At 67.6% G+C, this 24,578-nt stretch carries 22 protein-coding genes; 8 read left to right on the forward strand and 14 right to left on the reverse strand.

Annotated features, from left to right (window positions below):
- Positions 1 to 93: 93 nt before the first annotated feature.
- The 10 genes from ACTVZP_RS14865 to ACTVZP_RS14910 form a co-directional block, all read right to left on the reverse strand.
- Positions 94 to 1,365: a TRAP transporter large permease gene (locus ACTVZP_RS14865; protein WP_443212941.1), complete on the reverse strand. Its 1,272-nt coding sequence runs from the start codon at positions 1,363 to 1,365 to the stop codon at positions 94 to 96.
- Positions 1,362 to 1,862 (reverse strand): TRAP transporter small permease, encoded by a 501-nt coding sequence (locus ACTVZP_RS14870; protein ID WP_443212942.1) that lies wholly within the window; start codon positions 1,860 to 1,862, stop codon positions 1,362 to 1,364. Before ACTVZP_RS14870 ends, ACTVZP_RS14865 begins: the two co-directional genes overlap by 4 nt.
- Positions 1,863 to 1,911: 49 nt before the next feature.
- Positions 1,912 to 2,931, reverse strand: a complete 1,020-nt coding sequence (locus ACTVZP_RS14875; protein WP_443212943.1) for a DctP family TRAP transporter solute-binding subunit — start codon at positions 2,929 to 2,931, stop codon at positions 1,912 to 1,914.
- Positions 2,928 to 3,866, reverse strand: a complete 939-nt coding sequence (locus ACTVZP_RS14880) for an NAD(P)-dependent oxidoreductase (protein ID WP_443212944.1) — start codon at positions 3,864 to 3,866, stop codon at positions 2,928 to 2,930. The genes ACTVZP_RS14875 and ACTVZP_RS14880 overlap by 4 nt, the downstream gene beginning before the upstream one ends.
- Positions 3,863 to 4,156 (reverse strand): putative quinol monooxygenase, encoded by a 294-nt coding sequence (locus ACTVZP_RS14885; protein ID WP_443212945.1) that lies wholly within the window; start codon positions 4,154 to 4,156, stop codon positions 3,863 to 3,865. Before ACTVZP_RS14885 ends, ACTVZP_RS14880 begins: the two co-directional genes overlap by 4 nt.
- Entirely contained in the window at positions 4,153 to 5,517 is a 1,365-nt protein-coding gene (locus ACTVZP_RS14890) for an NAD(P)H-dependent oxidoreductase (protein ID WP_443212946.1), read from the reverse strand. The genes ACTVZP_RS14885 and ACTVZP_RS14890 overlap by 4 nt, the downstream gene beginning before the upstream one ends.
- Positions 5,518 to 5,721: 204 nt before the next feature.
- A complete protein-coding gene (locus ACTVZP_RS14895; protein WP_443212947.1) occupies positions 5,722 to 6,624 on the reverse strand; it encodes a LysR substrate-binding domain-containing protein in 903 nt (300 codons plus the stop codon).
- Positions 6,625 to 6,730: 106 nt separating this feature from the next.
- Complete coding sequence (locus ACTVZP_RS14900; RefSeq protein ID WP_443212948.1) at positions 6,731 to 7,132, reverse strand: hypothetical protein; 402 nt, start codon at positions 7,130 to 7,132, stop codon at positions 6,731 to 6,733.
- 94 nt (positions 7,133 to 7,226) lie between these two features.
- A complete protein-coding gene (locus tag ACTVZP_RS14905) occupies positions 7,227 to 10,580 on the reverse strand; it encodes a M10 family metallopeptidase C-terminal domain-containing protein (RefSeq protein ID WP_443212949.1) in 3,354 nt (1,117 codons plus the stop codon).
- A gap of 26 nt (positions 10,581 to 10,606) precedes the next feature.
- Positions 10,607 to 10,849: a hypothetical protein gene (locus tag ACTVZP_RS14910; RefSeq protein WP_443212950.1), complete on the reverse strand. Its 243-nt coding sequence runs from the start codon at positions 10,847 to 10,849 to the stop codon at positions 10,607 to 10,609.
- Between the two features lie 490 nt (positions 10,850 to 11,339).
- Between ACTVZP_RS14910 and ACTVZP_RS14915 the strand changes: the two genes are divergently transcribed.
- Positions 11,340 to 12,983, forward strand: a complete 1,644-nt coding sequence (locus ACTVZP_RS14915) for a methyl-accepting chemotaxis protein (RefSeq protein WP_443212951.1) — start codon at positions 11,340 to 11,342, stop codon at positions 12,981 to 12,983.
- Between the two features lie 53 nt (positions 12,984 to 13,036).
- On the opposite strand, the gene ACTVZP_RS14920 is transcribed toward ACTVZP_RS14915, so the two are convergent.
- Complete coding sequence (locus tag ACTVZP_RS14920) at positions 13,037 to 13,564, reverse strand: BLUF domain-containing protein (protein ID WP_443212952.1); 528 nt, start codon at positions 13,562 to 13,564, stop codon at positions 13,037 to 13,039.
- A 285-nt stretch (positions 13,565 to 13,849) separates the two neighbouring features.
- On the opposite strand from ACTVZP_RS14920, the gene ACTVZP_RS14925 reads away from it, so the two are divergent.
- From ACTVZP_RS14925 to ACTVZP_RS14940, 4 genes are all read left to right on the forward strand, one after another.
- Entirely contained in the window at positions 13,850 to 15,037 is a 1,188-nt protein-coding gene (locus ACTVZP_RS14925) for an AI-2E family transporter (RefSeq protein ID WP_443213002.1), read from the forward strand.
- A gap of 57 nt (positions 15,038 to 15,094) precedes the next feature.
- Positions 15,095 to 15,349 (forward strand): GlsB/YeaQ/YmgE family stress response membrane protein, encoded by a 255-nt coding sequence (locus ACTVZP_RS14930; protein WP_443212953.1) that lies wholly within the window; start codon positions 15,095 to 15,097, stop codon positions 15,347 to 15,349.
- Positions 15,350 to 15,407: 58 nt separating this feature from the next.
- A complete protein-coding gene (locus ACTVZP_RS14935; protein WP_443212954.1) occupies positions 15,408 to 16,355 on the forward strand; it encodes a hydroxyacid dehydrogenase in 948 nt (315 codons plus the stop codon).
- Between the two features lie 248 nt (positions 16,356 to 16,603).
- On the forward strand, positions 16,604 to 17,605 hold the full coding sequence (locus ACTVZP_RS14940) for a zinc-binding metallopeptidase family protein (RefSeq protein ID WP_443212955.1): 1,002 nt from the start codon (positions 16,604 to 16,606) through the stop codon (positions 17,603 to 17,605).
- On the opposite strand, the gene ACTVZP_RS14945 is transcribed toward ACTVZP_RS14940, so the two are convergent.
- Positions 17,593 to 18,111, reverse strand: a complete 519-nt coding sequence (locus ACTVZP_RS14945; RefSeq protein WP_443212956.1) for a MarR family winged helix-turn-helix transcriptional regulator — start codon at positions 18,109 to 18,111, stop codon at positions 17,593 to 17,595. The two genes, ACTVZP_RS14940 and ACTVZP_RS14945, sit on opposite strands and share 13 nt — an antisense overlap.
- Positions 18,112 to 18,219: 108 nt before the next feature.
- Here ACTVZP_RS14945 and ACTVZP_RS14950 point away from each other — a divergent pair, with 108 nt between their 5' ends.
- Both ACTVZP_RS14950 and ACTVZP_RS14955 read left to right on the forward strand, forming a co-directional pair.
- Complete coding sequence (locus ACTVZP_RS14950; RefSeq protein ID WP_443212957.1) at positions 18,220 to 18,876, forward strand: glutathione S-transferase family protein; 657 nt, start codon at positions 18,220 to 18,222, stop codon at positions 18,874 to 18,876.
- Between the two features lie 17 nt (positions 18,877 to 18,893).
- Positions 18,894 to 19,592 (forward strand): glutathione S-transferase family protein, encoded by a 699-nt coding sequence (locus tag ACTVZP_RS14955; RefSeq protein WP_443212958.1) that lies wholly within the window; start codon positions 18,894 to 18,896, stop codon positions 19,590 to 19,592.
- Positions 19,593 to 19,724: 132 nt separating this feature from the next.
- Here ACTVZP_RS14955 and ACTVZP_RS14960 read toward each other — a convergent pair whose 3' ends face one another.
- Positions 19,725 to 20,084, reverse strand: a complete 360-nt coding sequence (locus tag ACTVZP_RS14960; RefSeq protein ID WP_443212959.1) for an ABC transporter related protein — start codon at positions 20,082 to 20,084, stop codon at positions 19,725 to 19,727.
- 261 nt (positions 20,085 to 20,345) lie between these two features.
- Between ACTVZP_RS14960 and ACTVZP_RS14965 the strand changes: the two genes are divergently transcribed.
- The gene (locus tag ACTVZP_RS14965) at positions 20,346 to 21,851 is read left to right on the forward strand and encodes an L-lactate permease (protein ID WP_443212960.1); all 1,506 of its coding nucleotides are present in this window, start codon (positions 20,346 to 20,348) and stop codon (positions 21,849 to 21,851) included.
- 82 nt (positions 21,852 to 21,933) lie between these two features.
- Here ACTVZP_RS14965 and ACTVZP_RS14970 read toward each other — a convergent pair whose 3' ends face one another.
- Positions 21,934 to 24,105, reverse strand: coding sequence for a PAS domain-containing protein (locus tag ACTVZP_RS14970; RefSeq protein ID WP_443212961.1), 2,172 nt, complete (start codon positions 24,103 to 24,105; stop codon positions 21,934 to 21,936).
- Positions 24,106 to 24,578 lie beyond the last annotated feature (473 nt).

Below are 24,578 nucleotides of genomic sequence, written 5' to 3' on the forward strand. Positions count from 1 at the left end.
CTGTCGAGGGGGCGCCGGAGCGCCGTTGTGGGAACGCAAGCCCGCGACTTCGCGCGGAAGTCGCGGGCCGCAGCGGCCTGAACCGGCCGCGGATCAGGTCAGAAGCGCCACGGGCCACAGCACGATCTGCGGCAGCGCCGCGATCAGGATCAGCACGGCCAGATTGATGACGTAGAACGGCAGGGCCGCCACGACCAGCCGCTCGGTCGGAACCTTCGCGACATAGGCCGTCGCGAAGAGACAGGTTCCCACCGGTGGCGTCGCGAGTCCGACCGCGAGGCAGGCGACCATGAAGACGAGGAAGTGAAGCGGTTCCACCCCCGCCGCGACCGCTGCCGGCATCAGCACCGGGATCAGCATCAGCGCGCCCGCCACGATGTCCATGAGCATTCCCACGATCAGGAAGATCACCATCATCAGCATCAGCACCATGAAGGGAGAGCCCCCGAGCGTCGTGAGGATCCCCGACGCCTTCTGCGGCAGCATGTCCACCGTGAAGACGAAGGTGGCGGCAGAGGCGACCATCAGGATCAGCAGCACCGACCCCGCGAGCCTGCCGGAGAGAACGGCGAGTTCAAGAAAGTCGCGCAGCCCCACCTCGCGATGAACGAGGCTCGCCACGAGGAAGGTGTAGAGCACGGCAAGGCCCGCGGCCTCGGTCGGCGTCACGATGCCCGAGAACATCCCGGTGAGGATGATCACCGGCGCGCCGACAGAGGGCAGTGCGCGCAGGAGTGCGCGGCTCGAGCGACGCATGTCGAAGGCGGTAACCGTGCCGTAGCCCTTCCGCTTCGAGATGACGTAATTGTAGAGCGCAAGCGACAGGGCCAGCAGCAGCCCCGGCCCAAGCCCTCCGGCCAGCGCGCCGCCCACCGACTGGCCTGCGGCGGCGGCGGCCACGATCACCAGGATCGAGGGCGGGACCAGCGTGGCGAGCGTTGCCGTGATCAGCGTCAGCGCCGCCGAATAGGGCAAGGGATAGCCGCGCGAGGTCATCGAGCGGATGGTGATCGGCCCGAGGCTCGCGATGTCGGCCACGGACGAACCCGAGATGCCGCCGAAAACGAAGGAGGAGGCGATGTTCACGTGGCCAAGCCCGCCCCTCATCCGCCCGACGGCCGCCTCGGCCGCGTCGAAGATGCGCTCGGACAGGCCGCCGCGCTCCATGATCTGGCCGGCGAGGATGAACAGCGGCACGGCGATCAGAAGGAAGGAGTTGATCGAGGTCGCCATCGATTGGGTGATCATCGAAAGCGGCAACTGGTACCACCAGAGCGTGCCCGCCGTGGCGAGGCCCAGGGCGACAGAGAGGGGCACGCCGAGAACGGCCAGCACCGCGAAGAGGGCAAGAAGGAACAGGCTCATTCGCGCGCTCCCTCCGGCAGGGCTTCGGTGACGTCGTCGATGTCGTCGGTCGCCGTGTGCACGATCGCGCCGAGCACGGCAAGGCCGCTGCCGAGCACGAGCGGCAGGGTCGTGAGCCACATTCCCACCTGCAGGATCGGGGACAGCTCGCCGAAGCGGACCTGCTGCGACAGAAGGGCCCAGCCGTGCCATGTGACGATGGAGAAGAGCATCACCGCGGCCACGGCCGGGATCACGCGCAGCACCGGCTTCAGCCCGCGCGGCGCGAGGAAATAGAGGAAGGAGAGAGCGGGATGCTGGCCGTAGCGGAAGCCCGTGGCAATCCCGAGCCAGACCGTCCAGATGAACAGAAAGCGCGACAGCTCCTCCGTCCAGGGCACGGAGGCGCCCATCAGCCGCGAGCCCACCTGCAGGGCGATCAGGCACACCATGCCCACGACCGCGACCAGGATCACGGCATCCACCAGCCGCCAGAGCAGCCCGTCGAGCTTACGCATGTCCTCTCCTCCTCCTCGATGGGCGGTCAGCCGCCCCTGACCGGCCGCCTCAGCTCACGAACTCGAGGCTCCGCGCCATGAACTCGGCACCGATCTGCCCCTCGAACTGCGGGTAGATCCCGCGCGCGATTTCCTGCGCCTTCGCCAGTTCGCCCTGCTCGAAGTCGTGCACCTCCATGCCGGCCTCCTGCAACTTGCCCACGATCACCTTCTCCTGAGCGATCTCCTCCTCGTCGTGCTCGGCGATCATCTGCGCTGCCGCTTCCCGGACCGCGGCGTGATGTTCCTCGGGGATCCGGCCCCAGGCCGCGCCGGACAGCGCGACGAGGAAGCTGTCGGCAAGATGGCGCGTCATGTTCAGATGCGACTGGACCTCGTAGAGGCGGTTGTTCCAAGGCACCTCGACCGGATTCTCCTGCCCGTCGATGGCCTTGAGCTGAAGCGCCGAATAGACCTCGGAAAATGCCATCGGCGTGGGGTTCGCGCCCAGCGCCTGGAAGAGGCTGACGAAGAGCGGATTGTTCGGCGTGCGCAGAGTGACGCCCTTGAAATCCGCCACCTTGGTGATCGGCGTCTCGCGCGTGGTCACGTTGCGGAAGGTCCGCAGGAAGAAGCCGAGGCCCTGGATGTTCAGCCGCTCCAGCGAGGCCAGAAGCTCGGCCCCCGGCTCGCCGCCGAGATAGGCACGCAGCCGCTCGTAGTCCGGGAAGAGGTAGGGCAGCGAGATCGCGTTCATCTTCGGCTCGAACGAGGCATAGACCGAGCTTGCGAGGATCAGCCCGTCGAGCGCACCCGAGCCGAGCTGGTTGATCGCCGCGTTCTGGTCCTTGCCGAAGAGGATGCCGTCCGGGAACACCTGGAAGGCAACGGCGCCCCCGGTGGCTTCCGACGCGAGCGCGGCAAAGCGCGTGGCGGCGCGGCCGACGGAGCTGTCGGCCGGATCCGGCACGGCCATGCGCAGCGTCGTCTGGGCGAACGCGGCAAAGGGCCGCCCGAGGAATGGCGCCGCGAGGCCCGCGGCTCCGAGGCCGACGAGCAGCCGGCGGCGGTCTATCGTGCGAATGGTCATGATTGTCCTCCCTTTTCTGGTTCCTTTTGCAGAAACGCTTCCAGCGCCTCCGCCCTGCCATTCCGGCGTTCGAGTTCGAGGATCAGCGCGGAATGGTCGAGGTCGCCCCCTCCATGGGCGACGAGACCGCGGAAGAGGTCGTCGGCCAGGTCGAGCAGCGGCAGCCGCAGCCCGAGCATTTCGGCCACCTCTCGTGCAGCCCGCGTATCCTTGAGCTGGTATTTCGCGGGGCCCCGCGGTGTGAAGTCCCGGGCGATCATGCGCGCGCCGTGCAACTCGAGGATGCGGGAAGATGCGAAGCCTCCCATCAGAGCCTCGCGCACCTGGGCAAGATCGGCGCCGCCTGCGCCCGCCAGAAGCAGCGCCTCGGACACCGCGGCAAGGGTCGAGGCCACGAGGAGCTGGTTCACGAGCTTGGTCAGCGCTCCGGTGCCTGCCGGACCGATGTGGATCGGCTTGCCCATCGCGGACAGGATCGGACGTCCGGCCTCGAAATCCTCGGCCCGGCCGCCTGCCATGATCGAGAGCGCGCCCGCCTCGGCCGCGACCGTGCCCCCCGAAACGGGGGCATCCAGCCAGCGAAGGCCACGCGCCGTTGTCTCGGCGGCCAGCGCCTGCGCCTCGTCGTGGCCGATCGAGGACATGACGATCAGAAGGGCGCCGGGGGCGGCCGCCGCGGCCGCGCCGTCGTCGAAGAGCACCTGCCGGCAGGCCGGCCCGTCGGAGACCATGAGAACGAGCACATCCGCGCCTTCGGCCGCCACGCGGGCCGTGGGCGCGACGCGGGCGCCGGGCTCGAGCGCTTTCGCCTTCGCGAGGCTCCGGTTCCAGACGGTGAGGTCAAAGCCCGCCTCGATGAGCTGCCGCGCCATCGGTGCGCCCATCAGCCCGGTGCCGAAGAAGGCGATGCGTCCGGCGTCGGCTGCTTCGTTCATGGCACGACCCTCTCGAACATGGTCACGGGCCCCTCGCGGCAGAGCGTCAGCGCCTCGCGGAAGGCCGCAAGATGCGGCGTGCGCAGATGCGCCTCGAAGGCGGCGCGGTCGTCGTAGACCTCGTAGAACAGCACCCGGGCCGGAGTTGTCGAGCGGTCTACGGCCACGTCGAACTGTCGGCAGCCGGGCTCGGTCGCAAGCGAGGCCTCGGCATCGGCACGGGCCGCGGCGAGGAACGGCCCGAGCCGCTCCTCCTCCACCTCGAAGCTCGGCACGACCACGTAGCTCATTCCGCGGCCTCTGCGAGCGCCTTCGGCCCCATCGTGCGCACCTGTTCGCGCCGCAGATCGACCACGTCGAGATCGTCCACAAGCTCGACATCCGACATGCGGATGATCTGGTCGCGCCGGATGTCGCTCTTCAGCCTGACGTGATGGGCCAGCCCCATCGGCAACGCGTCGATCTCCGTCGAGATCGTGGCCGGGATGGCCTTCGCCCAGGAGGCGAAGCCGCCCTCTCCGTCCAGGTAGCTGCCGGCCTTCAGGTCGCTCTTGGCGGTCGCCACGGCATCGGCCCGGAACTCCTTCGAGCTGCCGGTCGGCTCTTTCCGCAGCACCGCCGAGAGCACCGAGACCGAGGTCTCCAGCCCGATCAGGTGGAAGGGCCGCCACATCGAGCCATACCAGCCCGACTTGTCGGTCAGTAGCCCGTATTGCTCGAAGCAGGCCCTGGTATAGTCGTCGGGTGCGCGGAAGGTCACGAACATGCCGTACCGGATGTTGTTGACGACCTCGCGCCCGTCCGGCTCCTGGCTGGCCGCGATGTCGATGAGCCCCGCGCGCGGCAGGCGCCCACCCTCGGCGGCGGGCTTGAAGACCTGCGCGAGGTCGTGCAGGCCCGACGGGTGGAAGGCCAGCCCGTCGTCCGGGCAGTCGAGACCGGTTCCGTTCGCCACCGCCGCCATTTCGATCGCGGCCTTGGTGCCGTCGGTGAAGGAGTTGTACATCTTGGGGTTGAAGTCGCCCTTCGCCACGAATTCCTCGGACCAGCCGAAGTAGCCCCAGACCGTGTCGGGCGTCGAATAGCGGTATTCCGGCTGGAAGTTCATGCCCTTGCCGGCCGAGACCAGCTCGAACCCGCAGGAGCGCACCCAGTCCACCAGTTCGCAGATGAAGGCGGGCTGATCGCCATAGGCCATCGAGTAGATCAGACCCTTCTCGCGCGCCATGCGCCCGAGGATCGGGCCGCACATCACGTCCGCCTCGACGTTGACCATGACGATGTGCTTCATGCCGTCGATGGCCATGAGCGCGTGCCGCGTGCCGGCCAGCGGGTGGCCGGTGGCCTCGATGATGCACTCGATCCCCTCGAAGGCGCAGAGGGCGGCAGCATCGTCCGTGACGAAGGTGCGCCCGGTGTCCATGGCCTCGCCCAGCGAGCGGGCGGCGAACTCCTCGTCCTGCCAGCCCGTCCGGCGCAGCGAGGTGCGCGCCTTGCCCGCGTCGAGGTCGGCCACGCCGACGATGTGGTAGCCGGGGATCTTGCGCGCCTGCGCCAGCACCATCGAGCCGAACTTGCCCGCTCCGATCAGGCCGACCCGGACGGGGCGGCCGGCGGCGTGACGCTCGGCGAGCATGGAGGAAAGGTTCATCTTCTGCGACTCCGTTCTGGGCCTGCGGCCAGAGGTTCCGGAAGGGTCCGCACATGCCCGCACCGCCCTCGAAGGACGAGGCTGCGCACCGGAATGTCGGAAGGCCCTCCCAAGCCTCGGGGGCCTCTGCCTCCCGATGGCTTCAACCTCGCGCAAACCAGGCCCCACGACAATTTAACTTTTCTGCCCGATCTTGTAGCACAGCTACATGGACGGGTCGGCCGAGGAACTCTGCCAGTCGCGCGCTTCCTTGCGGATCCAGGTCAGGAAGCTGCGCACGCGCCCTCGGCGCAGGCTGGCGTTCGGGCAGACCAGCCACTGGGTCACGATGGTCATGCGGGGTGGCCGTCTTACCGGGATGACGAGGCGGCCCTCGCGCAGCTCGCGTTCCATCATCAGGTTGCTTTCCAGCGCCACGCCCAGACCCAGGACCGCGGCATCGACGGCCATGTGCGACCGGTCGAAGAACAGCCGCTTCGCCTGCTTTTCCCCCGCCAGCCCGTGGTGGTCGAACCAGCCGCCCCACTGCACCTGCGCCTTGACCGACTGGATCAGCCGGAAACCGAGCAGATCCTCCGGCGCGAGAGCATGGGGATCGGCGAGCGCCGGCGAGCAGACCGGCAGGAACATCTCCTCGGCCAGCGGCTCCACATGCAGGCCGGGCCAGCGTCCGGTGCCGTGGCGGATCTCGATGTCGACCTGATCGCGGTTGAAGTCCGTAGGTTCGTTCGTCCCGTCAAGCCGCACATCGATGGAGGGGTTGTCCTCCAGGAACCGCGGCAGGCGCGGCAGGAGCCACTTCGTCGAGACGGTGGGTGTCGCGCGGATGGTGAGAAGTGTCGTGACGCGCGCGCCGCGCATCAGATCCGTCGAGCGGATGATGGCCTCGACCTGTTCCGAGATCAGCTCGAAGTAGCGCTCGCCGGCCTCCGTCAGCCGGATCCTGCGCCCGACGCGGGTCACGAGCGCCGCACCGATCTGTTCCTCGAGAGCGCGGATCTGCTGGCTGACGGCCGAGGGCGTGACACCGAGGTGCTCGGCCGCGGCCGAAACGGAGTCGAGGGTCGCCACATGGTAGAAGACTGCGATCGAGCGGAAGGGTGTCATGGCGGACCTGAGAGGGAAGCGCCAGTCTTCCGCCAGCCGGGGGAAGCGTCAAGCGGCCAGAAGCGACGTTCCTGACCAGCTGGCGAACCCGCGAGGCGGACTCGTCTCAGTACATGACCTTGTAAAGCGTGATCTTGACGGGGCCGTCGGCGGCAAGCGGTGCGCTGCCTCGGGCGAGCAGCCAGCCGTCCTTTCGCTCCAGTCGCGCCACGAGTTGAGCATTGCCGGTCGCACCCTTCGCGGCCGGCGCCGAAACGCTGAAGTCCATGCTTTTCACCTTGCCGTCACTCGTGACGCGGGTTCCCGCCGCGCCCTGCCGGGAATGGCCGGAGGAGGCGGGACCGTCGAGAGTAATGTCGATCTCACCCTCGGGAATGGCGGCTCCGCCCTCGAATTCGACGACGCCGACGATGTCGGAGGGCTGGGCGGTGACCTTGGTGGCGGAGGCCGCCAGCGCGATGGTGCTGACGGCGAGCAGTAGGGCGGGGTAGCGCGGCGGGCGCCTCATCTTCTCTTCCTGTCTTGATCGAGCGACGGAAGCGGCATCGCCCCCGACGCGTGTGAGGAGAGGGGCGGCCCGGAGGCCGCCCCCGTCGGCTTTGTCAGACGATGTAGAAGTCGTTGGCCGCAATGTCCGTGTAGGGGATGACCCGCGCGAAGCGGACCGCCCCCAGGTCGCCGGAGCCATCGGCATCATAGGACAGATATCCGCTGTTGAAGTCGTAGATGATGCGGTCGTCCGCATCCTGGGCCTCGCCCGAGCGGTTCTGCCGGAAGGCGCCGAAGGACAAGGCCCCCACGTCGCCGGCGGCCGCGAAGATGGCCATGTCGAGCAGCATCAGATCGTCGCCGGAGTCGAAGTCGAGCAGCCGGTCGACGTTGCCATTGCCCAGCGCTGTCGAGAAGCGGAATGAATCCTCTCCTGCGCCACCGATCAGCGTATCCGTTGCAAGCCCTCCGTCCAGCAGGTCGTTGCCCTGCCCGCCAACCAGCCAGTCCTCTCCCGGCTCGCCCGGCTGCACCGGCTCGGGCGGGAACTCCACCGAGACGTTCAGCTCGTAGGTCGAGCCCTCCGGCACCTCCGGCGTCCAGCCTTCGGGCGAGTCGGGTGTCCAGCTTCCTTCGACGATGTAGTAGGTCCCCGACTCCTCGACCGTGAAGACGGTGCTCGAGTCGCGGCTGCTGGTCGAGCCGGGGTCGCCCCCCCCATCGTCGTTCTCCGCGACGACCTCGCCGTCACTGTTCAGCAGCCTCACCCAGCTGTCGTGGACATCGGGATCGGCGATGCCGTCGATGTCGATGGAGATCACGGTGCCGGCCGCAAGGTCGATCTGGTAGTAGCCGGCCTCGCCGTTGCCTGTCGCGTTGACCGTGGTGTGGAGGACGGTCGTGGAGTCGAAGATGTCGGGATCCTCGGTGAGCGAGAAGTTGTCCGAGATGTCGAATGCGGTGTCGATGGAGTTGTTGTTCGCATCCGGCCCCAGGGTGGCATAGCCCGTCCCCATGCCCGGCCGCGGCGGAGCATCTCCCTGATCGGGGAAATCGCCGAGCAGCGTGTCGTTGCCCCGGGCCCCGATCAGGATGTCGTCACCCCCCTGCCCCGTCAGCACATTGGCGCCACCGTCTCCCACCATCCGGTCGTCATGTCCCGAGCCGGAGAGGTTCTCGATCGAGATGTAGGTGTCGCCCGCGGAACCGCCCCGCGCCAGAAGCAGCGAGACGCCGCTGGTTGCAGTGCTGTAGTCGGCCGTGTCGCGCCCCGAACCGCCGGCCAGCGTGTCCGGCCCGCGGCCACCCGTCAGCGTGTCGTTCCCCGACCCGCCGGCCAGCCGGTTCGCCCCATCGTCGCCCAGCAGGTGATCGTCATGGTCCGAGCCTACGGCGTTCTCGAAGCCGGCAAGGATATCGTGCCGGATCGTCGTGCCTCGTCCGACGATCTGCACAGGCCCGTCCGCATCGCCGCCCCTCGCCGTGCCGTTGGCGAGGTCGATCGTCACTGCGGACGAACTTCCGGCATAGACGACGGTATCCGTGCCCGTGCCGCCATCCAGGTAGTCCTGGCCCGAACCCCCGATAATGGTGTCATCGCCGGCTTCGCCATAGAGGATATCCCCGTCGGCGCCCCCGTCGAGGATGTCGTCACCGCCACGACCGTTGAAGTAGTCGCCCCCGCCCTGGCCCCAGAAGTGATTGGCCGCAGCGGTTCCGATGAACCGGTCGATGCGGTCATCCGAGCCGATCAGGTTCTCGATGCTGTAGAAGGTGTCGCCCGAACCGGTCCCGCCGCTGGCGACGTTTGTCTGCAGGTTCACGAGCAGCTGGAACGGGCTCTCCATGCTGTAGTCCACGGTGTCCGTGCCCGAACCGCCGCGGAACACGTCGACCCCGTCCTGGCCTCTCAGCAGGTCGTCGCCGCTGCCGCCCTCGAGCGTGTCGTCGCCGGCGCCGCCGTTGATCGTGTCATTGCCCGCGCCGCCGTAGAGGGCGTCGTCTCCGTCGTCGCTCTCGGTCTGGTCCTCCAGATCCTCGACGTCGATGGTGTTGTTGATATCGCGGCTGGCCAGAGAGTCACGGCCGCCGATGATGAGATCGTCGCCGCCGAGCCCGAAGATCGCATCTGCGCCCGAGCCCCCGTCAAGCGTCTCGCCATCCTCGGTGCCGATCATGATCGCCTGCTGGCTGGCGGCGCGGCCCTGCCGTCCGCCACCGCCCTCCTCCGCGGGACTGCCGGTGGTGCCGGTCGCGCCCGAGGAGCCGAAGGCGTAGATGATGGTCTCGACATTCGCGACGGATCCGAGATCGAGGCCCTCGGCCAGGACGATGATCGTGTCCTTGCCGCCATTGGCCGTCTCGCGGACCACGTCATCGGCAGAGTCGACGAAGTAGACGTCGTCGCCGCCATAGCCGGCCATCCGGTCGCCGCCGCCGCGTCCGTCCAGCACGTTGTCCCCGTCGTTGCCGATCAGGATGTCGGCGTAATCGCTCCCGATGCCGGTCTCGATGTAATACTCGGTCTGATCGGCGTTGTGGCCGGCGAAGATCGAGACGTTGTTGTGATGGCCATTGACGCTGGAGAACTGCCCCGCGCGGAGGTCGAGGATCGTGCCCGAGGTGGAGCCCGAGAAGTCGATCGTATCGTCACCGCCGGTATCGTGGATCACGAAGCCGATGTCGTGCTGCATTCCGCTCGAGGTGAGTTCGTAGCCATAGACCGTGCTGCCGAAGCCATAGACGTCGTCGCCCGTGTTCAGGTCGATGGTCTCATAGGTCCGGACACCGTCCTCGTCGACGGTCGAGAAGAAGCGCCGGATCACGGCTTCGATGTCGGCCATCAGCGGCGTCGAGGCGGACCAGCGGCTGGTTTCGCCCACGTCGATCCCGTCGAAGTAGGACATGACGCTGTATTGCTGCCGGTCATAGATCCAGGTCGCGTTGTTCAGATAGTTGATCTGCACGCCGCCCGGTCCGCTGTAATTGTAGAGACCGGGGTGGTTCAGGCCGAATTCGTGGCCGAATTCATGGACGAAGGAATCGAACACGTAGCCGCCGATGTCTGTCTTGTTCGGCTCGGTATCGTGGAAGCGCTGGCCGATGCTCACATAGCGGTTGCTGGAGAAGGCACTGCCGTCGCTCGGCTCGCCCAGTTCGGGGCTTACGACCTCCATCCAGTCCGTGGCGGGGTCGAAGGGGGTATCCTCCACGATCTCGAACTGGAGGGGCGTGACGGTGGCCCATGTCTGCAGGGCCCCGACCGCCGCCGCCTTGTAATCCGGATGGTCGTTCAACTCGCTGACATTGATCCGGAGCGGTTCAGCCGCGATCTCGGGTGTGAGGCTGCGGTTCAGGGCGCCAAGATAGTCGAGATAGGCCTCGTAGTCGGTGCTCTTGCCGTAGGGATTGTCAGGCGTCTGGTCGTTGACCCACCACCGATCGATTGCTTGCGTCGAGGACGGCATAGGGGGCTCTCCTTGGCTATGGGTGGTCAGGGTTGCATTTCTGCGTGATGATGAACTTCCTGCGTGTAACGGGTGTTCCCGGTTTGGTGATGGAACCGGCGGGTCATCGCCGGCTTGCGCAGGATGCCGCCGATCAGCGCATCCGGGGATCGACCCCCGCCATCCGATCCTTCGTCGCATGATGGCAGCCGCGCGTTCGGCACATGGCGCCGCACGGGCCTTCGGAAACGCGCTGCGGCATCGCCATGCGGCGGGCCGACGGTCGGCATGGCCCCCTGCCCATCCCGCGCGAATGCCGCACCCTATTCCGATGAGTCTTCCTGATCCCGAAAGATGACAACTGTCTCGAATGCGATGCCTCTGACCAGCGCCGACTGCGGTAGAAGGGCCACCATCGAGAAAGGCATGTCCCGGATGCGCGGATGGCCGTGGCGGGCCACCCATCCTCCAGCCGGTTTCTCCGGCTGACATGACGGAGACATCATGCGGCCCGTGACCGACACCCAGAACTTCCGGACAAGTAGCGCCTTCCCCTCGTCCGGCCGACCATCTGCCCGTCGCGCCATCGGCGTGAGCAAATGCGGCTCGCTCCGCGACTTCTGTCCTGCGGATACTGAAATGGCCGTAAAGACATCCGTTACAGATATGGAAGACCTTCAGGGTGTTCGTGACCCTTGTCGCCTCTTCAGCGGCGGGGAGGGCCGAGCCGGGGCCCTTGTCGCGGCATCCTGCTCTCAGTCAGTCCAAGGAGTGTGAACTTTGACCGTTAAACTGAAACTGATCGCGGCCTTCCTCCTGGTCTTCCTGTTGATGGGCGGCAGCACCGTGATCGGCATCCTGGACCTGCGCCACGCCAACCAGACGCTGGACACCATCGTCTTCAGCGAGGCGGCGCGGGTAAATGCGGCGAACCGGCTGGATGTTGCGCATTCCGATCTCGGCATCGTCGTGCGCGACTATATCAATTCCCGCACGGCGGCCGAGCGGTCCGCCCTGAAAGCCGAGATCGACGCCATCCGGGCCGAGATGACGGCGAGCATCGAGAACCTCTCTGCGATTTCCGACGACGAAGGCCGGACCATGATCGCGGCCTATGCGGACCAGCTGAAGGCGGCCGGCGAGATCGACGATCGCGTACTCACCTTCGCCGACCGGTTCCTCACGACCGAGGCGATCCGCCTGCTGTCGACCGAAGCAAAGGAAAATGCGGATGCGCTTGCGGGCCGGTTGCAGGAGTTCCGGGACCGCTATGGCAGCCAGATGGACCGCGCCGCGAATGAAGCTGACAAGGAACTCAAGAGCACCGTTCTCAATCTCTCGATGCTCGCCATCGTGGCGTTTCTGACCGGCACCGTGACCGTGCTGTTTCTCGTGCGCTCGATCGGACGCGGGTTCGCGATGGCGCTGGCGCTGTCGCGGCGGGTTTCGGAGGGGGATCTGACGACCCTGGCCGAGGTGCGTGGGTCGGACGAATTTGCTCAGCTGCTGAAGGTCAACAACGAGATGATCCTGCGCCTGCGCGATGTGGCGGGCCGTGTTGCGCGGGCTACCGAAAGCGTGGCGGCCAACAGCCAGACCACGGCTTCGACCTCGGAGCAGTTGTCGCAAGGCAGCAACGAGCAGGCGTCGGCCACCGAGGAAGCCTCGGCTTCCGTCGAGGAAATGGCCGCCAACATCAAGCAGACGGCGGAAAACGCGGAACAGACCGAACAGATCGCGGCCCAGTCGGCCGAGCATGCCCGCGCCTCGGGCAGTGCCGTCCGCGAGGCGGTCGAAGCCATGGCCCTGATCGCGGACCGCGTTCTGGTGGTGCAGGAGATCGCACGCCAGACCGACCTGCTGGCGCTGAACGCCGCGGTCGAGGCCGCCCGAGCCGGCGAGCATGGGCGTGGCTTTGCGGTTGTCGCGTCTGAAGTCCGCAAGCTGGCCGAGCGCAGCCAGGTTGCGGCCGCGGAAATCTCGACCCTGTCGGCGCGAACCTCAACCACCGCCCGCACGGCCGGAGCCATGCTCGACCGGTTGGTGCCGGACATCGAGCGCACGTCGGGCCTCGTGTCGTCCATCACGGCCGCATCGCGCGAACTGTCGGTCGGTGCGCAGCAGGTGGCGCTCGCCATCCAGCAGCTTGACAAGGTGACGCAGCAGAACACCGCTTCGTCGGAAGCGCTGGCCAGCGGAGCAGGCCGGCTTTCGGCGGAGGCCGATCAACTGAAGGAGGCGGCCGCCTTCTTCCGCGCCGAACCGGCCGGGCAACCGGCTACCGCACAGACCGCCATGCCGGAGGCCCGCCCGGCCCCGAAAGCGGCGCTGCGCGTGGTGCCGCCTTCCGGAGGCTTCGGCTTCGACCTGTCGAAGCCGGACGACGACCTGGACGCCGCCTTCCAGCGGTCCGCGACGGCCTGAGCGGATTGTCGGGAAGGGCCGGGTGCCCGCGCCCTTCCCGCCGGCAGAACCTGCTAGGCGCCGTCATCCGGCGCGCTCGGACGGGCGGAAAGGCTGGCTATGATCCGGCGATGGAGCCGCTCGATGTCCTCGGGCTCCTTCAGGTCGAGCAGCTTCAGTTCAGGCATGATCGCGCGCAGTTCCGCGCGCGAGATCAGTTGCATGGACCAGTCCGGAAAGCTTCTTTGCTCGATCGGTCTCAGCCCGAAGGCGACGATTTCCAGATGCCGGGGATCCTTGGAGATCCGCTCTAACAGGTGGTTGCACGCGGTCCGCGGCCCCTCGAGGGTCTGGACGAAGTGAAATCCGTTGTAGAGCAGGATTCCCGTGATCCCGAGACGCGGATTCCGCACGCGGCTTGCCTGCACGATAGCGACGATGTCCGCTACCGGATCGGCAAGGCAGACGCGACTCCTGTAGGTCAGTGAAACCAGGTCGTCGATCATGGGGACATGTTCGACGACCATACGCGCTTTGGCAAGCATCGTTCCTTCAGGTGACGGCATGGGCGAATCCGCCGCACCGGCGCCAAGGCCACCCATGTCCGAAAAGGAATTGCATTGGCCTGCCCCTGCAACGTGGTCCTCCCCGGACCCGGCCCGAAGCGCAAGCGAAGCTGAAGGAATGCTGCGGAGCGGAGCGGCAGCAGGTGTTGTCCCGCGGATCGATCCCCCGGGGCGCAGGACATCGCGCGGCACACTTCGCCGCGCCGGTATCGGGACCCAAGGCGACTGCGCCGCCCTGCGCTGGAACAGGAGGCGGGGACTCGCTGTTGTGTCCGGGCCGCGGCCTGCGCGGGGCGAGCGGCAGAGGAAGCTGGAAGAATGATGCAGAACGAGGGGATCGGCCCAACCGCCGCCGGCAGGTCGGCCGAGGAACCCGACGAAGCCATCGAGCGACAGCGGAACTCCGAGGCAGAGCTGGCGCGGCTCAATCATCTGGTCGCCATCCGGAGGCTGCTCGGGTTCATCCTGCTTGTCCTCGTGATCATGGGCTTCTATTTCGCGCGGGACGTGATCCTGCCCCTGATGATCGGTCTTCTGCTCGCACTGACGTTCAGCCCCGTGATCCGGGCGCTGCAGCGGATCGGGATCACGCCGCCGATCAGCGCGACCGCCCTCATCGTCGCGCTGGCGGCGGTGATCGCCGTCGGCGCATTCCTGCTCAGCGGCCCCGTCTCGGACTGGGTCAGCCAGGCGCCGCGGCTGGGCGACCAGCTGCGCGAGAGGGCCGAAACGATCCTCGACTCGTTCGAGGCGGTGCAGAACGCCTCCGAGCAGGTGTCCGAGCTGGCCAATGACACCGAGGATCCGACGGTGCAGCGCGTCGCGGTCCAGACGCCGGGGATCCTGTCGTCGGCCGTCGGAAGTGCCGCGGCCGTCCTGACGACGGTGATCGTGACGCTGGTTCTGGCGCTCTTCCTGCTCGCGTCCGGCGACCTCTTCTACATCAAGCTCATCGAGGCTTTCCCGCGTTTCGGCGACAAGAAGCGGGCGCTGCGGATCGTCTACGGAATCGAGCGCAGGGTTTCGCGCTATCTGCTGTCGGTCACGATCATCAACGCCGGCCTCGGCGTCGTCATCGGCCTCGCCATGTGGGGTGCCGGCATGCCGAGCCCCCTCGTCTGGGCGATGGCGGCCTTCCTGCTGAACTTCCTGCCCTACATCGGTGCAATCGCCGGCGTCGCATTGTCGGGGGCGGTGGCCATCGTCCACTTCGACCACCTTTCGCAGGCGTTTCTCGTGCCGGCGCTTTATCTGACGGCGACGGCCATCGAGGGCCAGCTGGTCACGCCGATCGTCCTCGGCCGCCGTCTCGAGCTCAACACCGTTTCGGTCTTCGTCACGGTGATCTTCTGGGGATGGCTCTGGGGCGTGCCGGGTGCGCTGGTCGCCGTGCCGTTCCTCGTCTGCCTCAAGGTCGTCTGCGACAACGTCGACGCGCTGCACACGCTGGGCAATTTCCTTGGCGCCAGGGAGCCTTTGCCCGAGCTGGAACATGAAGCCGCCGAGTGACGGAACCTCCTGCGCATCCGCCCGTTCGCATGGCAGACATTCAGCGGAGAACGCGCCTTGAGCATTATCTGGACCATCATCATCGGCTTCGTCGCGGGCATCATCGCGAAGTTCCTCCATCCGGGCGACAATGAGCCATCGGGCTTCATCCTCACCACGATCCTCGGCATCGTCGGCGCCTTCGTCGCGACCTGGCTGGGGCAGGCGGTGGGCTGGTATGGCCCGGGCGAAGGCGCGGGATTCATCGGAGCCATCGTCGGCGCCATCCTGGTCCTCGTCATCTGGGGGGCGCTCAGCCGGAAGCGCGGCTGACGGCTTGCATCCGCCGGCTGCTGCCGCCATCCATCGGGGGCAACAGCCGGAGCCCGCCATGCCCCACGTTCTCGTCGCCGGAGTGCTTCATCCGGCAGGTCTGGATCTTCTTGCCCACACGAGCGGCGTGACCTTCGACCATGTGGCGGACAACGCACCCGCGGCCTTTCACGGCCAACTCGCACAGGCCGAGGCCCTGATCGTCCGGACGCAGCCTGTCACGGCGGCTGTCCTCGACATGGCGCCGCACCTGCGCATCGTGTCGCGTCACGGCGTGGGAACCGACTCGGTCGAACTTCCGGCGCTGCGGGCGCGGAACATCACGCTCTCCGTGGTGGGTGACGTGAACTCGCTGTCGGTGGCAGAGCAGGCGATGACGCTGATCCTTGCCTGCGCCAAGAGGATGCGTCTGGCAGATCAGGCCGTGCGCGATCCGGGTCGGTGGAACTGGCGCAACAGGATGGAGGCCGGCGAAATCTCGGGGAAGCGGCTGCTGATCCTCGGCTACGGTCGGATCGGGCGGCACCTTGCGCGGATGGCGCAGGGCTTCGGGATGGACATCCGGGCGTTCAGCCCGTCGGTTGAGGCCTCGGGCTGGCCGGAGGGGCCGGTTCTGCCCGTGTCCCTCGCCGAGGGGCTGGCATGGGCCGATGTGGTGGCGGTGAGCGCGCCGCGCCGGCCGCGACCCCTGCTCGGCGCCGACGAGCTTGCGCTGATGAAGCCCTCGGCCATCCTCGTCAACACTTCCCGCGGCGGGGTGGTGGACGAGACAGCCCTTGCACAGGCTCTCAGAGAGGGGCGTATCGCTGCCGCCGGCCTCGATGTCTTCGAGGAAGAGCCGCCCGCCCCCGGCAATCCGCTTCTGGCGCTCGATCAGGTGATCCTGTCGCCGCATATCGGCGGAGTCACACTCGAGGCAGCCGAGCGGATGTCGCTGCAGTCGGTCCGGAACGTGCTGGACTTCTTTGCCGGCAGACTGGACCCGGCGATGACCGTCCCGCTCTGAGGCAGCGACGCCGACACCCGTTGCGACACGAACATTCGGCCGGCACGACTGCTCGGAACCGTTGGAGTTCCTCGTGCGGCCGCCTCGCGCGCCAGGACGCCGTCGTGTCCGAGGGATGTGGGAAAGGCAGCGCAGGCTGCCTGCATCGGATCCGATTTCGACGAATGCCGCCGGAAGCCCGATATTGCCGGAACCGAAGCACATCACGCGCCGTTGGACGCCGTCTGTTCACAACCCCGGTCCCTCCCGTGCAACGTTACACCTGCCCGTCCTGCCAGCAGGAAATCTTCTTTCGCAACACGGCCTGTCTTGCTTGCGGCACCCAACTCCTCTTCGACCCCGAGGCAGGCTTTTCGGATCTTGAGCAGGGGGGCGAGCCCTGCGCGAACCGCTTGACGATCAACTGCAACTGGGCAGCCCATGCCGGAGGTACGCTCTGCCTTTCCTGCCTGCACACGACAATGGTGCCGGACCTGTCCATCCCGGAGAACACCGACCGCTGGGAACGGATCGAGACGGCGAAGCGTCCGCTGATCCTGATGCTGCACCGGCTGCGCCTGCCGCTTTTCGACGCCGAGGGCACGCCCGTTCCCCGGTTCGAACTGAAGGGCGACATGCTCGACGGCACGGCGCCGCGCGTGCTGACGGGCCATGCCAATGGCACCATCACGCTCAATGTCGCCGAGGCGGACGACGCCGAGCGCGAGCGGATCCGGTCGGAGATGAACGAGCCCTATCGCACCCTCACCGGCCATCTGCGCCACGAGGTCGCCCACCATTACTGGGACGTGCTGACCGAGGCGCGGCCTGAGAGGCTGGAGACACTCCGCTCGGTCTTCGGCGACGATCGTCAGGATTATGCGGCGGCGCTTCAGACCCACTATGCGGAAGGGGCGCCGCCGGATTGGCCCGAGGGGTTCATCTCGGCCTATGCCACCGCGCATCCATGGGAGGACTTCGCCGAAAGCTGGGCGCATGTGTTCCACCTGCTGGACGGCATGGAGACGGCCTTGGCCTTTGGCCTGCTCTCGCGGCAGGACCTGCCCGTGCAGCTCGAGGACCTCGTGCTTCAGCCGATGACGCGGCTCTCGCATGCCTGGGTCGACCTCGTGATCGCGCTCAACGCGGTCAACCAGGCGCTGGGTCACGAGACCTTCTATCCCTTCGTGCTGGCCCCCAAGGTCGTGGAGAAGCAGGAAGCGATCCGCCAGCTCATCGCCGAAGCGGCCGACGGGCGTCAGGACGCCTGAGGATCCTCCACTTTCGGAAGGGGCTGTCCGGGGGCGGCCGGATCTCGCTCCGCTGCCCGGCGGAGCGCCTCCAGATCCGCGCCGAGGCATGCGCCTTCGCGTGCCACGGCGGCCTCGATGGCACGCTGCGTCTCCTCCCAGATCGGGATCGCGCGCCCGAGCAGCAGGCGGCCCTCGCCGGTCAGGATCAGGCGCCTCAGGCGGCGGTCCCCCTCGTCCGCCCGCACCAGAACGAGACCGCGGCGCTCCAGCGGCTTCAGCATTGCGGTAAGGGTCGTCCGATCCATCGCCAGCAGGGAGGCGACTGCCCCGAGCGGCGGCGGCTCGGGCCGGTTCAGGGCCGCCAGCAGCGAAAATTGGCCGCTTCGCAGACCCAGCGGCCTGAAGGCCTCGTCGAACCTCCGCGCAAGCGCCCGAGCCGCGCGCTGCGTGGCAAGACACAGGCAGCGGTCCCGGATGAGCGGACTCATGCCGAACGGAGCAGGCGCAGCAGGTTCCTTTGACATGTGCGCCATTATGTTGATATCAACGTGATTGGGCAAGCGACTCTGCGGGCCTCTTCGTGACCAGTGTGCCCGTCCGGCCAGACGCTTCCTCCGGATCAAAGGCTGCCCATGCTCGAACTCTATGCACATCCCTTCTCGTCCTATTGCCAGAAGGTCTGGATCGCCCTTCACGAATACGGGCTCGACGTGCAGCACCACATGCTCTCGCCGGAAGAGCCGCAGAATATGGAAGCGCTCGGCCGGCTCTGGCCTTTCCGCAAGATGCCGCTCCTGCTGGACGATGGGCGGCCCGTGCGCGAGGCGTCGATCATCGTCGAGCACCTGACGCTGCACCATGCCCGAGGCGCCCGGCTGATCCCCGAGGATCCCGTTGAAGCGCTCGACGTGCGCTTCTGGGATCGGTTCTTCGACAACTACATTGCCACGCCGCAGCAGAAGATCGTCTTCGACGCCCTGCGGCCCGAAGAAGCGCGCGATCCCGCGGGTGTGGCCGATGCGAAAGCCATGCTCGAGACCGCCTATGGCTTTCTCGAGCAGCACCTGCCCGGCAGGACCTGGATCGCAGGCGAGGCTTTCAGCCTCGGCGACTGCTCGGCCGCCCCGCAGCTCTTCTACGCCGACTGGACACATCCAATCGGCGATGGCTTTCCCGAGGTCGCCGCCTATCGCGCCCGGCTGAATGCCCGCTCCTCCTATGCCCGGTGCATCGAGGCCGCACGGCCATGGCGGCCGTTCTTTCCACTCGGCGCCCCCGATCGGGATTGAAACACAGGGAGAGGACCATGAACCGACCCGCAATGACCGTGACGGCCTTCGACTGGGTGCCGAGCTTCGCGCAGGGACAGGTGCGCGACCTGCGTCTCCGCTGGGCGCTCGAGGAAGCGGGCCTGCCCTACGAAGTGAACCTCCTGCCGCAGGGAACGCAGGGAGAGCCCGACCACCTCGCGCACCAGCCGTTCGGGCAGGTGCCGGTCCTCGGCCTCGAGGGCAGAACGATGTTCGAGAGCGGCGCCTGCGTCTGGCGCATCGCCGAAGAGAGCGACGCCCTCCTGCCGACCGATCCCGCACTTCGGGATGCCTGCCTGAGCTGGGTCTTCGCCGCGTTGAACACGCTCGAACCGCCGATCATGATGCTGGCGATGCTGTGGTTCTTCGAGCGCTGGCCCGAGAGGTTCGGGCTGGAGGATCGCGAGGCGCCCGCCAAGCTTCGCCTCCCGGCGCGCGGCGAGGTGGACAAGCGCCTCTCGCAGTTCGCCGGGGCCCTCGGAGACCGCGAGACGATCGTGGGCGACGGCTTCACGGTTGCCGACCTCATGCTGACCGCGGTGCTGGTGACGGCCGCGCGGATGGACCTGCTGGACGACCATCCGGCGGTAAAGGCGTATTATGACCGCCACACCGCACGGCCGGGCTTCCGCAAGGCGCTGGCCGACCAGCTTGCCGCTTTCGAGGACAACGCCGCGAGGTATCAGGCCGCCTGACCGGGCGGCTTCGGTGCAAGAATGGCATGGATGCGGCCGCACCCATGACCACGAGCTGCCCGACTTTCCTTGCCGACGCCCTAGCCCGTCCATACGGGCGGATGCCCGATTGCCACCCGGACCGAAGACCGGCTAGGGAGCCGCTCCCGCAAGCAGCGCGTCGGCGCGGCGTGCGTCTTCCGCCGCATCCTGCCGGTCCACCGTCGCCTCGCCATCATGCAGGAAGAGCAGTTGCAGGACGTCAAAGGGCTGGAGCGGCCGTCGTCGCAGTTCCTCCTCGAGGCGCAGGCAGAGACCGGGCGCCGTCGCGACCAACTGGGCGAAGTGGCTCCGGAGTTCGCCATCCGCCGCCAGTTCCGCGGCCGTTGCGGTCACGAAGAACTGACCTTCTTCCGGTTCGATGCGGTCGCCGAGCCACCGGTCGGCGTAGCGCAACGCGGCCCAGGCGGTGCGTGACGGAAGGGCAATGGATACGGTGATCAAGCTGCTCATGGCCCGAGTATCGGCCGGGACATCCGGCGTGACAAAGGACCTTTGGCCGCAGATGCCGGGCGCTTGCCGGCGCGCTCCTGCCTGACCTGCGGGCACATTTGGCGCAGGCCGCCTCGGTCGGAGCATCCCTGGGCGTTCGGACGGACGCGAGACCCGAACTGCGGAGGATCGACGGGCCATCAGAGGCTTGCCGTCGGTCGGCCGCGCCGTAGCGCTCGACAAGGGGCGCCGGCCGCCCCACCATGGGGCGGAAGACGAAGGATGAAGAGGCTTCTCATTTCCGCACTGCTGGCCACGCTCCCGATCGCCGTCGTCCTGTTCGCCATGGGCGCCCTTCGCCGGTCCGCAGCCGTCGCCGGCACGGCGGGCCTTTCGGTGGCGCTTCTTCTTTCCGCCGCAGCCTTCGACCTGACGGCAGGCTCGGACGGTGCGGTCGCCCCGACCGGCGCGGGTCTCGGCATCGCGGCCGAGGCGCTGCACTCGGCCGCCACGATCCTCTGGATCATCCTGCCCGCCCTCGCCATCTACGAATTGCAGGGCCGCTCGGGCGCCATCGGGCGGATCCGGGATCTCCTGACCGGGCTCTCCGACGACCGGCGCATCCTCGTGCTTCTCATCGCCTGGTTCTTCGGACTCTTCATGGAGGGCGCTGCGGGCTTCGGGACGCCCGTGGCGCTCGGCGCACCGCTTCTGGTGGGGATCGGCGTGCCGCCGGTGCGGGCGGTGGTTCTGGCGCTGGTCGGGCATGCCTCGGGCGTATCCTTCGGCGCGGCCGGGACGCCCCTTCTCACCCAGGCCTCCATCACAGGCATCCCTGCGCCCGAAGTTGCACTGCCCGCGGCGCTGCTGCATGCAGCCAATGGGGTGGTACTGCTTCTCGCGCTGCTCTGGCTGGCCGATGACCGGCGGCCTTCCGCGCGTGACCTGCGCTGGGGCGCACTTGCCGGTCTCTGCTTCTTCGTGCCCTCCGTTGCGCTTGCCGCCTTCGCAGGGCCAGAGCTTCCGACGCTCGCGGGGGCACTGATCGGAGGGGCCGCCTTCGTGTTCCTCCTGCGCCGGATGCGGCCGGCAGACGTCGCCGTGCGGCCGGGCCGCGAGCATCTGGCCGACCTCGCGCCCTATGCGATCATCCTCGTCCTGGTTCTGGTCACCCGCATGATCCCTGCGGTGCACGGGCCCCTGGCGGGCCTCACCCTGAGCTGGAGCCTTCCCGGTGGCTTCTCGGGCAGTTTCCAGCCGATCTATCACCCCGGCACGCTGCTCGCCCTCGGCCTCGTCGGGGGCGCACTGGCGACCGGCCGTGGCCGATGGCTCGGGCCCGCGGTGGCGGCGGCCCTCCGCCAGCTCCTGCCGGTCGCGCTGGCGCTGCTCGTGATGCTGGCGCTGGCGCGCGTCATGGTCCACTCGGGCATGGTGCTGACGCTGGCCGAGGCGGCCGCGCGCGCGGGTGGCCTCTGGCCGCTCTTCGCGCCCGCGATCGGCGTGCTCGGCACCTTCGTGACCGGGTCGGCCACGACCTCGAACATCCTGTTCTCCGAGTTTCAGGAGACCACCGCTGCAGTCCTCGCGCTGCCGCTGCCGCTGATGCTCGCCGTCCAGACCTTCGGCGCGGCCATCGGCAACATCGTGGCGCCACACAACATCATCGCCGGCTGCGCGACCGTGGGCCAGAAGGGACAGGAGGGGCGCATCCTCTCTCGTACGCTGGGCCCCTGCGCTCTGAGCATCCTCGTCGCAGGGCTCATTCTCCTTGCCGTGACGGGCTGATCCGCGCGGAGGCTCGAGCTTTCAGGATGGCATGTGTCTGCGGTCCGCATGAAGGATCGGCGGCGTGCCCGTGGATGCCCCTTCAGCCGGAACGATCCTCCGGCTGAGAGATCGACATGTCCATCTCGCAGCGCACGCCTTCGGCGAGGAAGTCGAGCCGCACCGTCCCCTCCACTTCCGCGGCGAGAACCTTCTCGATCATCCGCATGCCGAAGCCCGAACGCGAGGGCGGGGCGACGGGCGGCCCATCCTCCTCGGACCAGACGAGATGCAGCCGCTCGTCCGGGGTCACGTCCCAACGGATCACCACCCGCCCGTCAGGCGTGGAAAGCGCACCATATTTGGTCGCGTTGGTGCAAAGTTCGTGGAGCGCCATCGACAGCGGCACCGCGGACTTCGGCGGCAGCATCACGTCCGGCCCTTCCAGAACCGCCGCCCCTTCCCTTGCGCCGCCCCCGGCCACGGAGGTCTCGATGATGTGGCGCAGCGACGCCCGCGACCAGTTCTCGTGGTTCAGGCGTCCATAGGCCCCCGCGAGTGCGTGCAGCCGGCCATTGAAGGCGGCCCTCGCCGCATCGGCTTCGGGGATACCCCCGAACGTCTGGCGCGCCACGGCCTGAACGAGTGCCAGGATGTTCTTGACGCGATGCTCCATCTCTTCGCGGAGCAGCTGCTGGCGCTGCTGGGCAAGCTTCAGGTCGTGGATGTCGGTGCATGTGCCCATCCAGCGCAGGATGCGTCCGGCGCCGTCGCGCACGGGCACCCCGCGGCCGAGAACCCACCGGTACTGCCCGTCCCTGTGGCGGAGCCGGTATTCGATCTCGTAGGGCTCGCCGGTGCGGATCGCGTGCGTCCAGAGGCGGTCGATGGCCGGCTGGTCATCGGGATGGAAGAACGAGCGCCAGTCCTCGCCCCGCGCCGCGTCGGCTGTCGCGCCCGTCAGATCCGTCCACTGCTGGTTCAGGAAGTCGAGGTAGCCGTCGGCTCGCGTGGACCAGACGACCTGCGGCATCGCCTCCGTGACGCCGCGGAACATGGCTTCGCTCTCGCGCAGCGCCTCCTGGCCCTGGCGGCTTTCCGTGACGTCCTTGAACACCAGCGCGAACCGGCCCGGAACGGAGAGCGGCGTGGCGAAGACGTTGAACCAGCGCCCCATTGCGTCGGACGGAAGCTCGAAGCGCAGCGTCTCGCGGCCAAGACCGACCCTTGCATAGGTGTCGATCCAGTGGCGCTCGAGCCCGGGCACGAGTTCGCGCGCCGTGCGCCCGACCGGATTGGAGAGCCCGGTCATCTGCTGGAACAGCGGATTGGCCTCGAGAAAGCGATAGTCGATCGGGCCTCCTGCCGGGTCCGTGATGATCTCGCAGGTGCAGAAGCCTTCGTCGATCGCCGCGAAGACGTCGCGATAGTGCTGCTCGCTCTGACGCAGCAGCGCCTCGGTCGCCTTTCGCGCCGAGACGTCATAGGCCACGCCGACGATGCGCTGCGGCTGCCCCGCGCCGTCCAGACGCGTGTCGCCCATCAGGCGCAACCACCGGCGGCCTCCGTCGACAAGCACGATCCGCACCTCGACCTGCATCGGCTCGCCGCGGAGGGCGGCGGCCTCGGCGGCCTTCAGGTGCGGCAGGTCCTCGGCATCAACGTAGCTCTCGAAGAGCGCGGCAGGAATCTCGCGCGGCAGGTCCGCGACGCCGAAGAGCCGCGCCACGTCGCCTCCCACCAGAACGACCCTCCGCTTGAGATCGAGCTGCCAGACGGTCATCCTGCCCGCCTCGAGTGCGACCCTGAGGAGCGCATCCTGCTCGTCGCGGGCTGCCAGCTCGGACGGAAGCGGGACATGCGCGCCGCGCGGCCGCTCGGCGCCCGCGTCGCTGAAGCTGTCGGTGAGGTCGATGTCGATGCCGTCCAGGCTGAGGGGCTCGCCATCCTTGCCGCGAACGAGCCGCCCCCGGCTGAGGATGTGGCGGACGGCGCCGCCGGGATGCACGATCCGGTAGGTCTGGCTATAGGTCTCGGCGCAGCGCGCGACGGTCTCGCTCACCGAGGCCATGACCCGGTGACGGTCATCGGGGTGGATCATCTGGAAGAAGGCCAGCATTTCCGGAACGGGCTCGGACGGCGCGAGAGCATGGATCGTGCGCTGGACGGGGCACCACATCATCGTCTGGCTGCGCAGTTCCCACCGCCAGCGGCCGATCCCGAGCCGGGCGTCGCAGATGTCCGGATGACAGTCTTCAGCGGTGCCTTCGGCCATCGTCTCCATCCTCGCCCGGCCCCTTCTGCGCCGGGCGGCAATGCGCTGGCAATCAGTCCCCCAATATGATCCGGCTCGACAAATTCGCAACCGGAAGGCCTCATCTTTCGCATGCCGGACCCGCCGGCGGAGCACGGCGCGGACGTTCGGGCGGCAGCGAGCCGCCTATGCCCGCCGGCATCACGACGTCGTGATGCCGGCACGCCGCAGGCGATCCCCGCAATCCGCGCGCGGCGCCGCGGCAAACTGCAGACCGTTCGGTCAGGTGCGGAGCCCAAGTCACGCGGCCTCCGACAGTGGTGCGAGGTCCGCCAATGACATCAGCAGCACCTTGAAGCCGACTGAACAGTTGTAAAATCTTTTGGATGTGTGACGCGCACGTTCTTGAGATATTCGGCCGAATCGCGGAAGAGGATTGACGTCTTCCGTTTGGATGGGCCTGTTTTGCCTTTCGCCGACCGTGCCATTCGCCA

The sequence above is a fragment of the Rhodobacter sp. NSM genome, from assembly GCF_052244495.1.
Lineage (GTDB): Bacteria > Pseudomonadota > Alphaproteobacteria > Rhodobacterales > Rhodobacteraceae > Cereibacter_A.

What these genes read in the sequence shown, in the direction of transcription:
- ACTVZP_RS14945 (WP_443212956.1), bottom strand. Translation starts at nt 18,111, where the DNA reads ATGTCAAAGGAACCTGCTGCGCCTGCTCCGTTCGGCATGAGTCCGCTC.
- ACTVZP_RS14935 (WP_443212954.1), top strand. Translation starts at nt 15,408, where the DNA reads ATGCCCCACGTTCTCGTCGCCGGAGTGCTTCATCCGGCAGGTCTGGAT.
- ACTVZP_RS14870 (WP_443212942.1), bottom strand. Translation starts at nt 1,862, where the DNA reads ATGCGTAAGCTCGACGGGCTGCTCTGGCGGCTGGTGGATGCCGTGATC.
- ACTVZP_RS14955 (WP_443212958.1), top strand. Translation starts at nt 18,894, where the DNA reads ATGAACCGACCCGCAATGACCGTGACGGCCTTCGACTGGGTGCCGAGC.
- ACTVZP_RS14880 (WP_443212944.1), bottom strand. Translation starts at nt 3,866, where the DNA reads ATGAACGAAGCAGCCGACGCCGGACGCATCGCCTTCTTCGGCACCGGG.
- ACTVZP_RS14910 (WP_443212950.1), bottom strand. Translation starts at nt 10,849, where the DNA reads ATGCCGACCGTCGGCCCGCCGCATGGCGATGCCGCAGCGCGTTTCCGA.
- ACTVZP_RS14970 (WP_443212961.1), bottom strand. Translation starts at nt 24,105, where the DNA reads ATGGCCGAAGGCACCGCTGAAGACTGTCATCCGGACATCTGCGACGCC.
- ACTVZP_RS14875 (WP_443212943.1), bottom strand. Translation starts at nt 2,931, where the DNA reads ATGACCATTCGCACGATAGACCGCCGCCGGCTGCTCGTCGGCCTCGGA.
- ACTVZP_RS14895 (WP_443212947.1), bottom strand. Translation starts at nt 6,624, where the DNA reads ATGACACCCTTCCGCTCGATCGCAGTCTTCTACCATGTGGCGACCCTC.
- ACTVZP_RS14890 (WP_443212946.1), bottom strand. Translation starts at nt 5,517, where the DNA reads ATGAACCTTTCCTCCATGCTCGCCGAGCGTCACGCCGCCGGCCGCCCC.
- ACTVZP_RS14905 (WP_443212949.1), bottom strand. Translation starts at nt 10,580, where the DNA reads ATGCCGTCCTCGACGCAAGCAATCGATCGGTGGTGGGTCAACGACCAG.
- ACTVZP_RS14865 (WP_443212941.1), bottom strand. Translation starts at nt 1,365, where the DNA reads ATGAGCCTGTTCCTTCTTGCCCTCTTCGCGGTGCTGGCCGTTCTCGGC.
- ACTVZP_RS14960 (WP_443212959.1), bottom strand. Translation starts at nt 20,084, where the DNA reads ATGAGCAGCTTGATCACCGTATCCATTGCCCTTCCGTCACGCACCGCC.
- ACTVZP_RS14965 (WP_443212960.1), top strand. Translation starts at nt 20,346, where the DNA reads ATGAAGAGGCTTCTCATTTCCGCACTGCTGGCCACGCTCCCGATCGCC.
- ACTVZP_RS14950 (WP_443212957.1), top strand. Translation starts at nt 18,220, where the DNA reads ATGCTCGAACTCTATGCACATCCCTTCTCGTCCTATTGCCAGAAGGTC.
- ACTVZP_RS14900 (WP_443212948.1), bottom strand. Translation starts at nt 7,132, where the DNA reads ATGAGGCGCCCGCCGCGCTACCCCGCCCTACTGCTCGCCGTCAGCACC.
- ACTVZP_RS14920 (WP_443212952.1), bottom strand. Translation starts at nt 13,564, where the DNA reads ATGGGTGGCCTTGGCGCCGGTGCGGCGGATTCGCCCATGCCGTCACCT.
- ACTVZP_RS14885 (WP_443212945.1), bottom strand. Translation starts at nt 4,156, where the DNA reads ATGAGCTACGTGGTCGTGCCGAGCTTCGAGGTGGAGGAGGAGCGGCTC.
- ACTVZP_RS14925 (WP_443213002.1), top strand. Translation starts at nt 13,850, where the DNA reads ATGCAGAACGAGGGGATCGGCCCAACCGCCGCCGGCAGGTCGGCCGAG.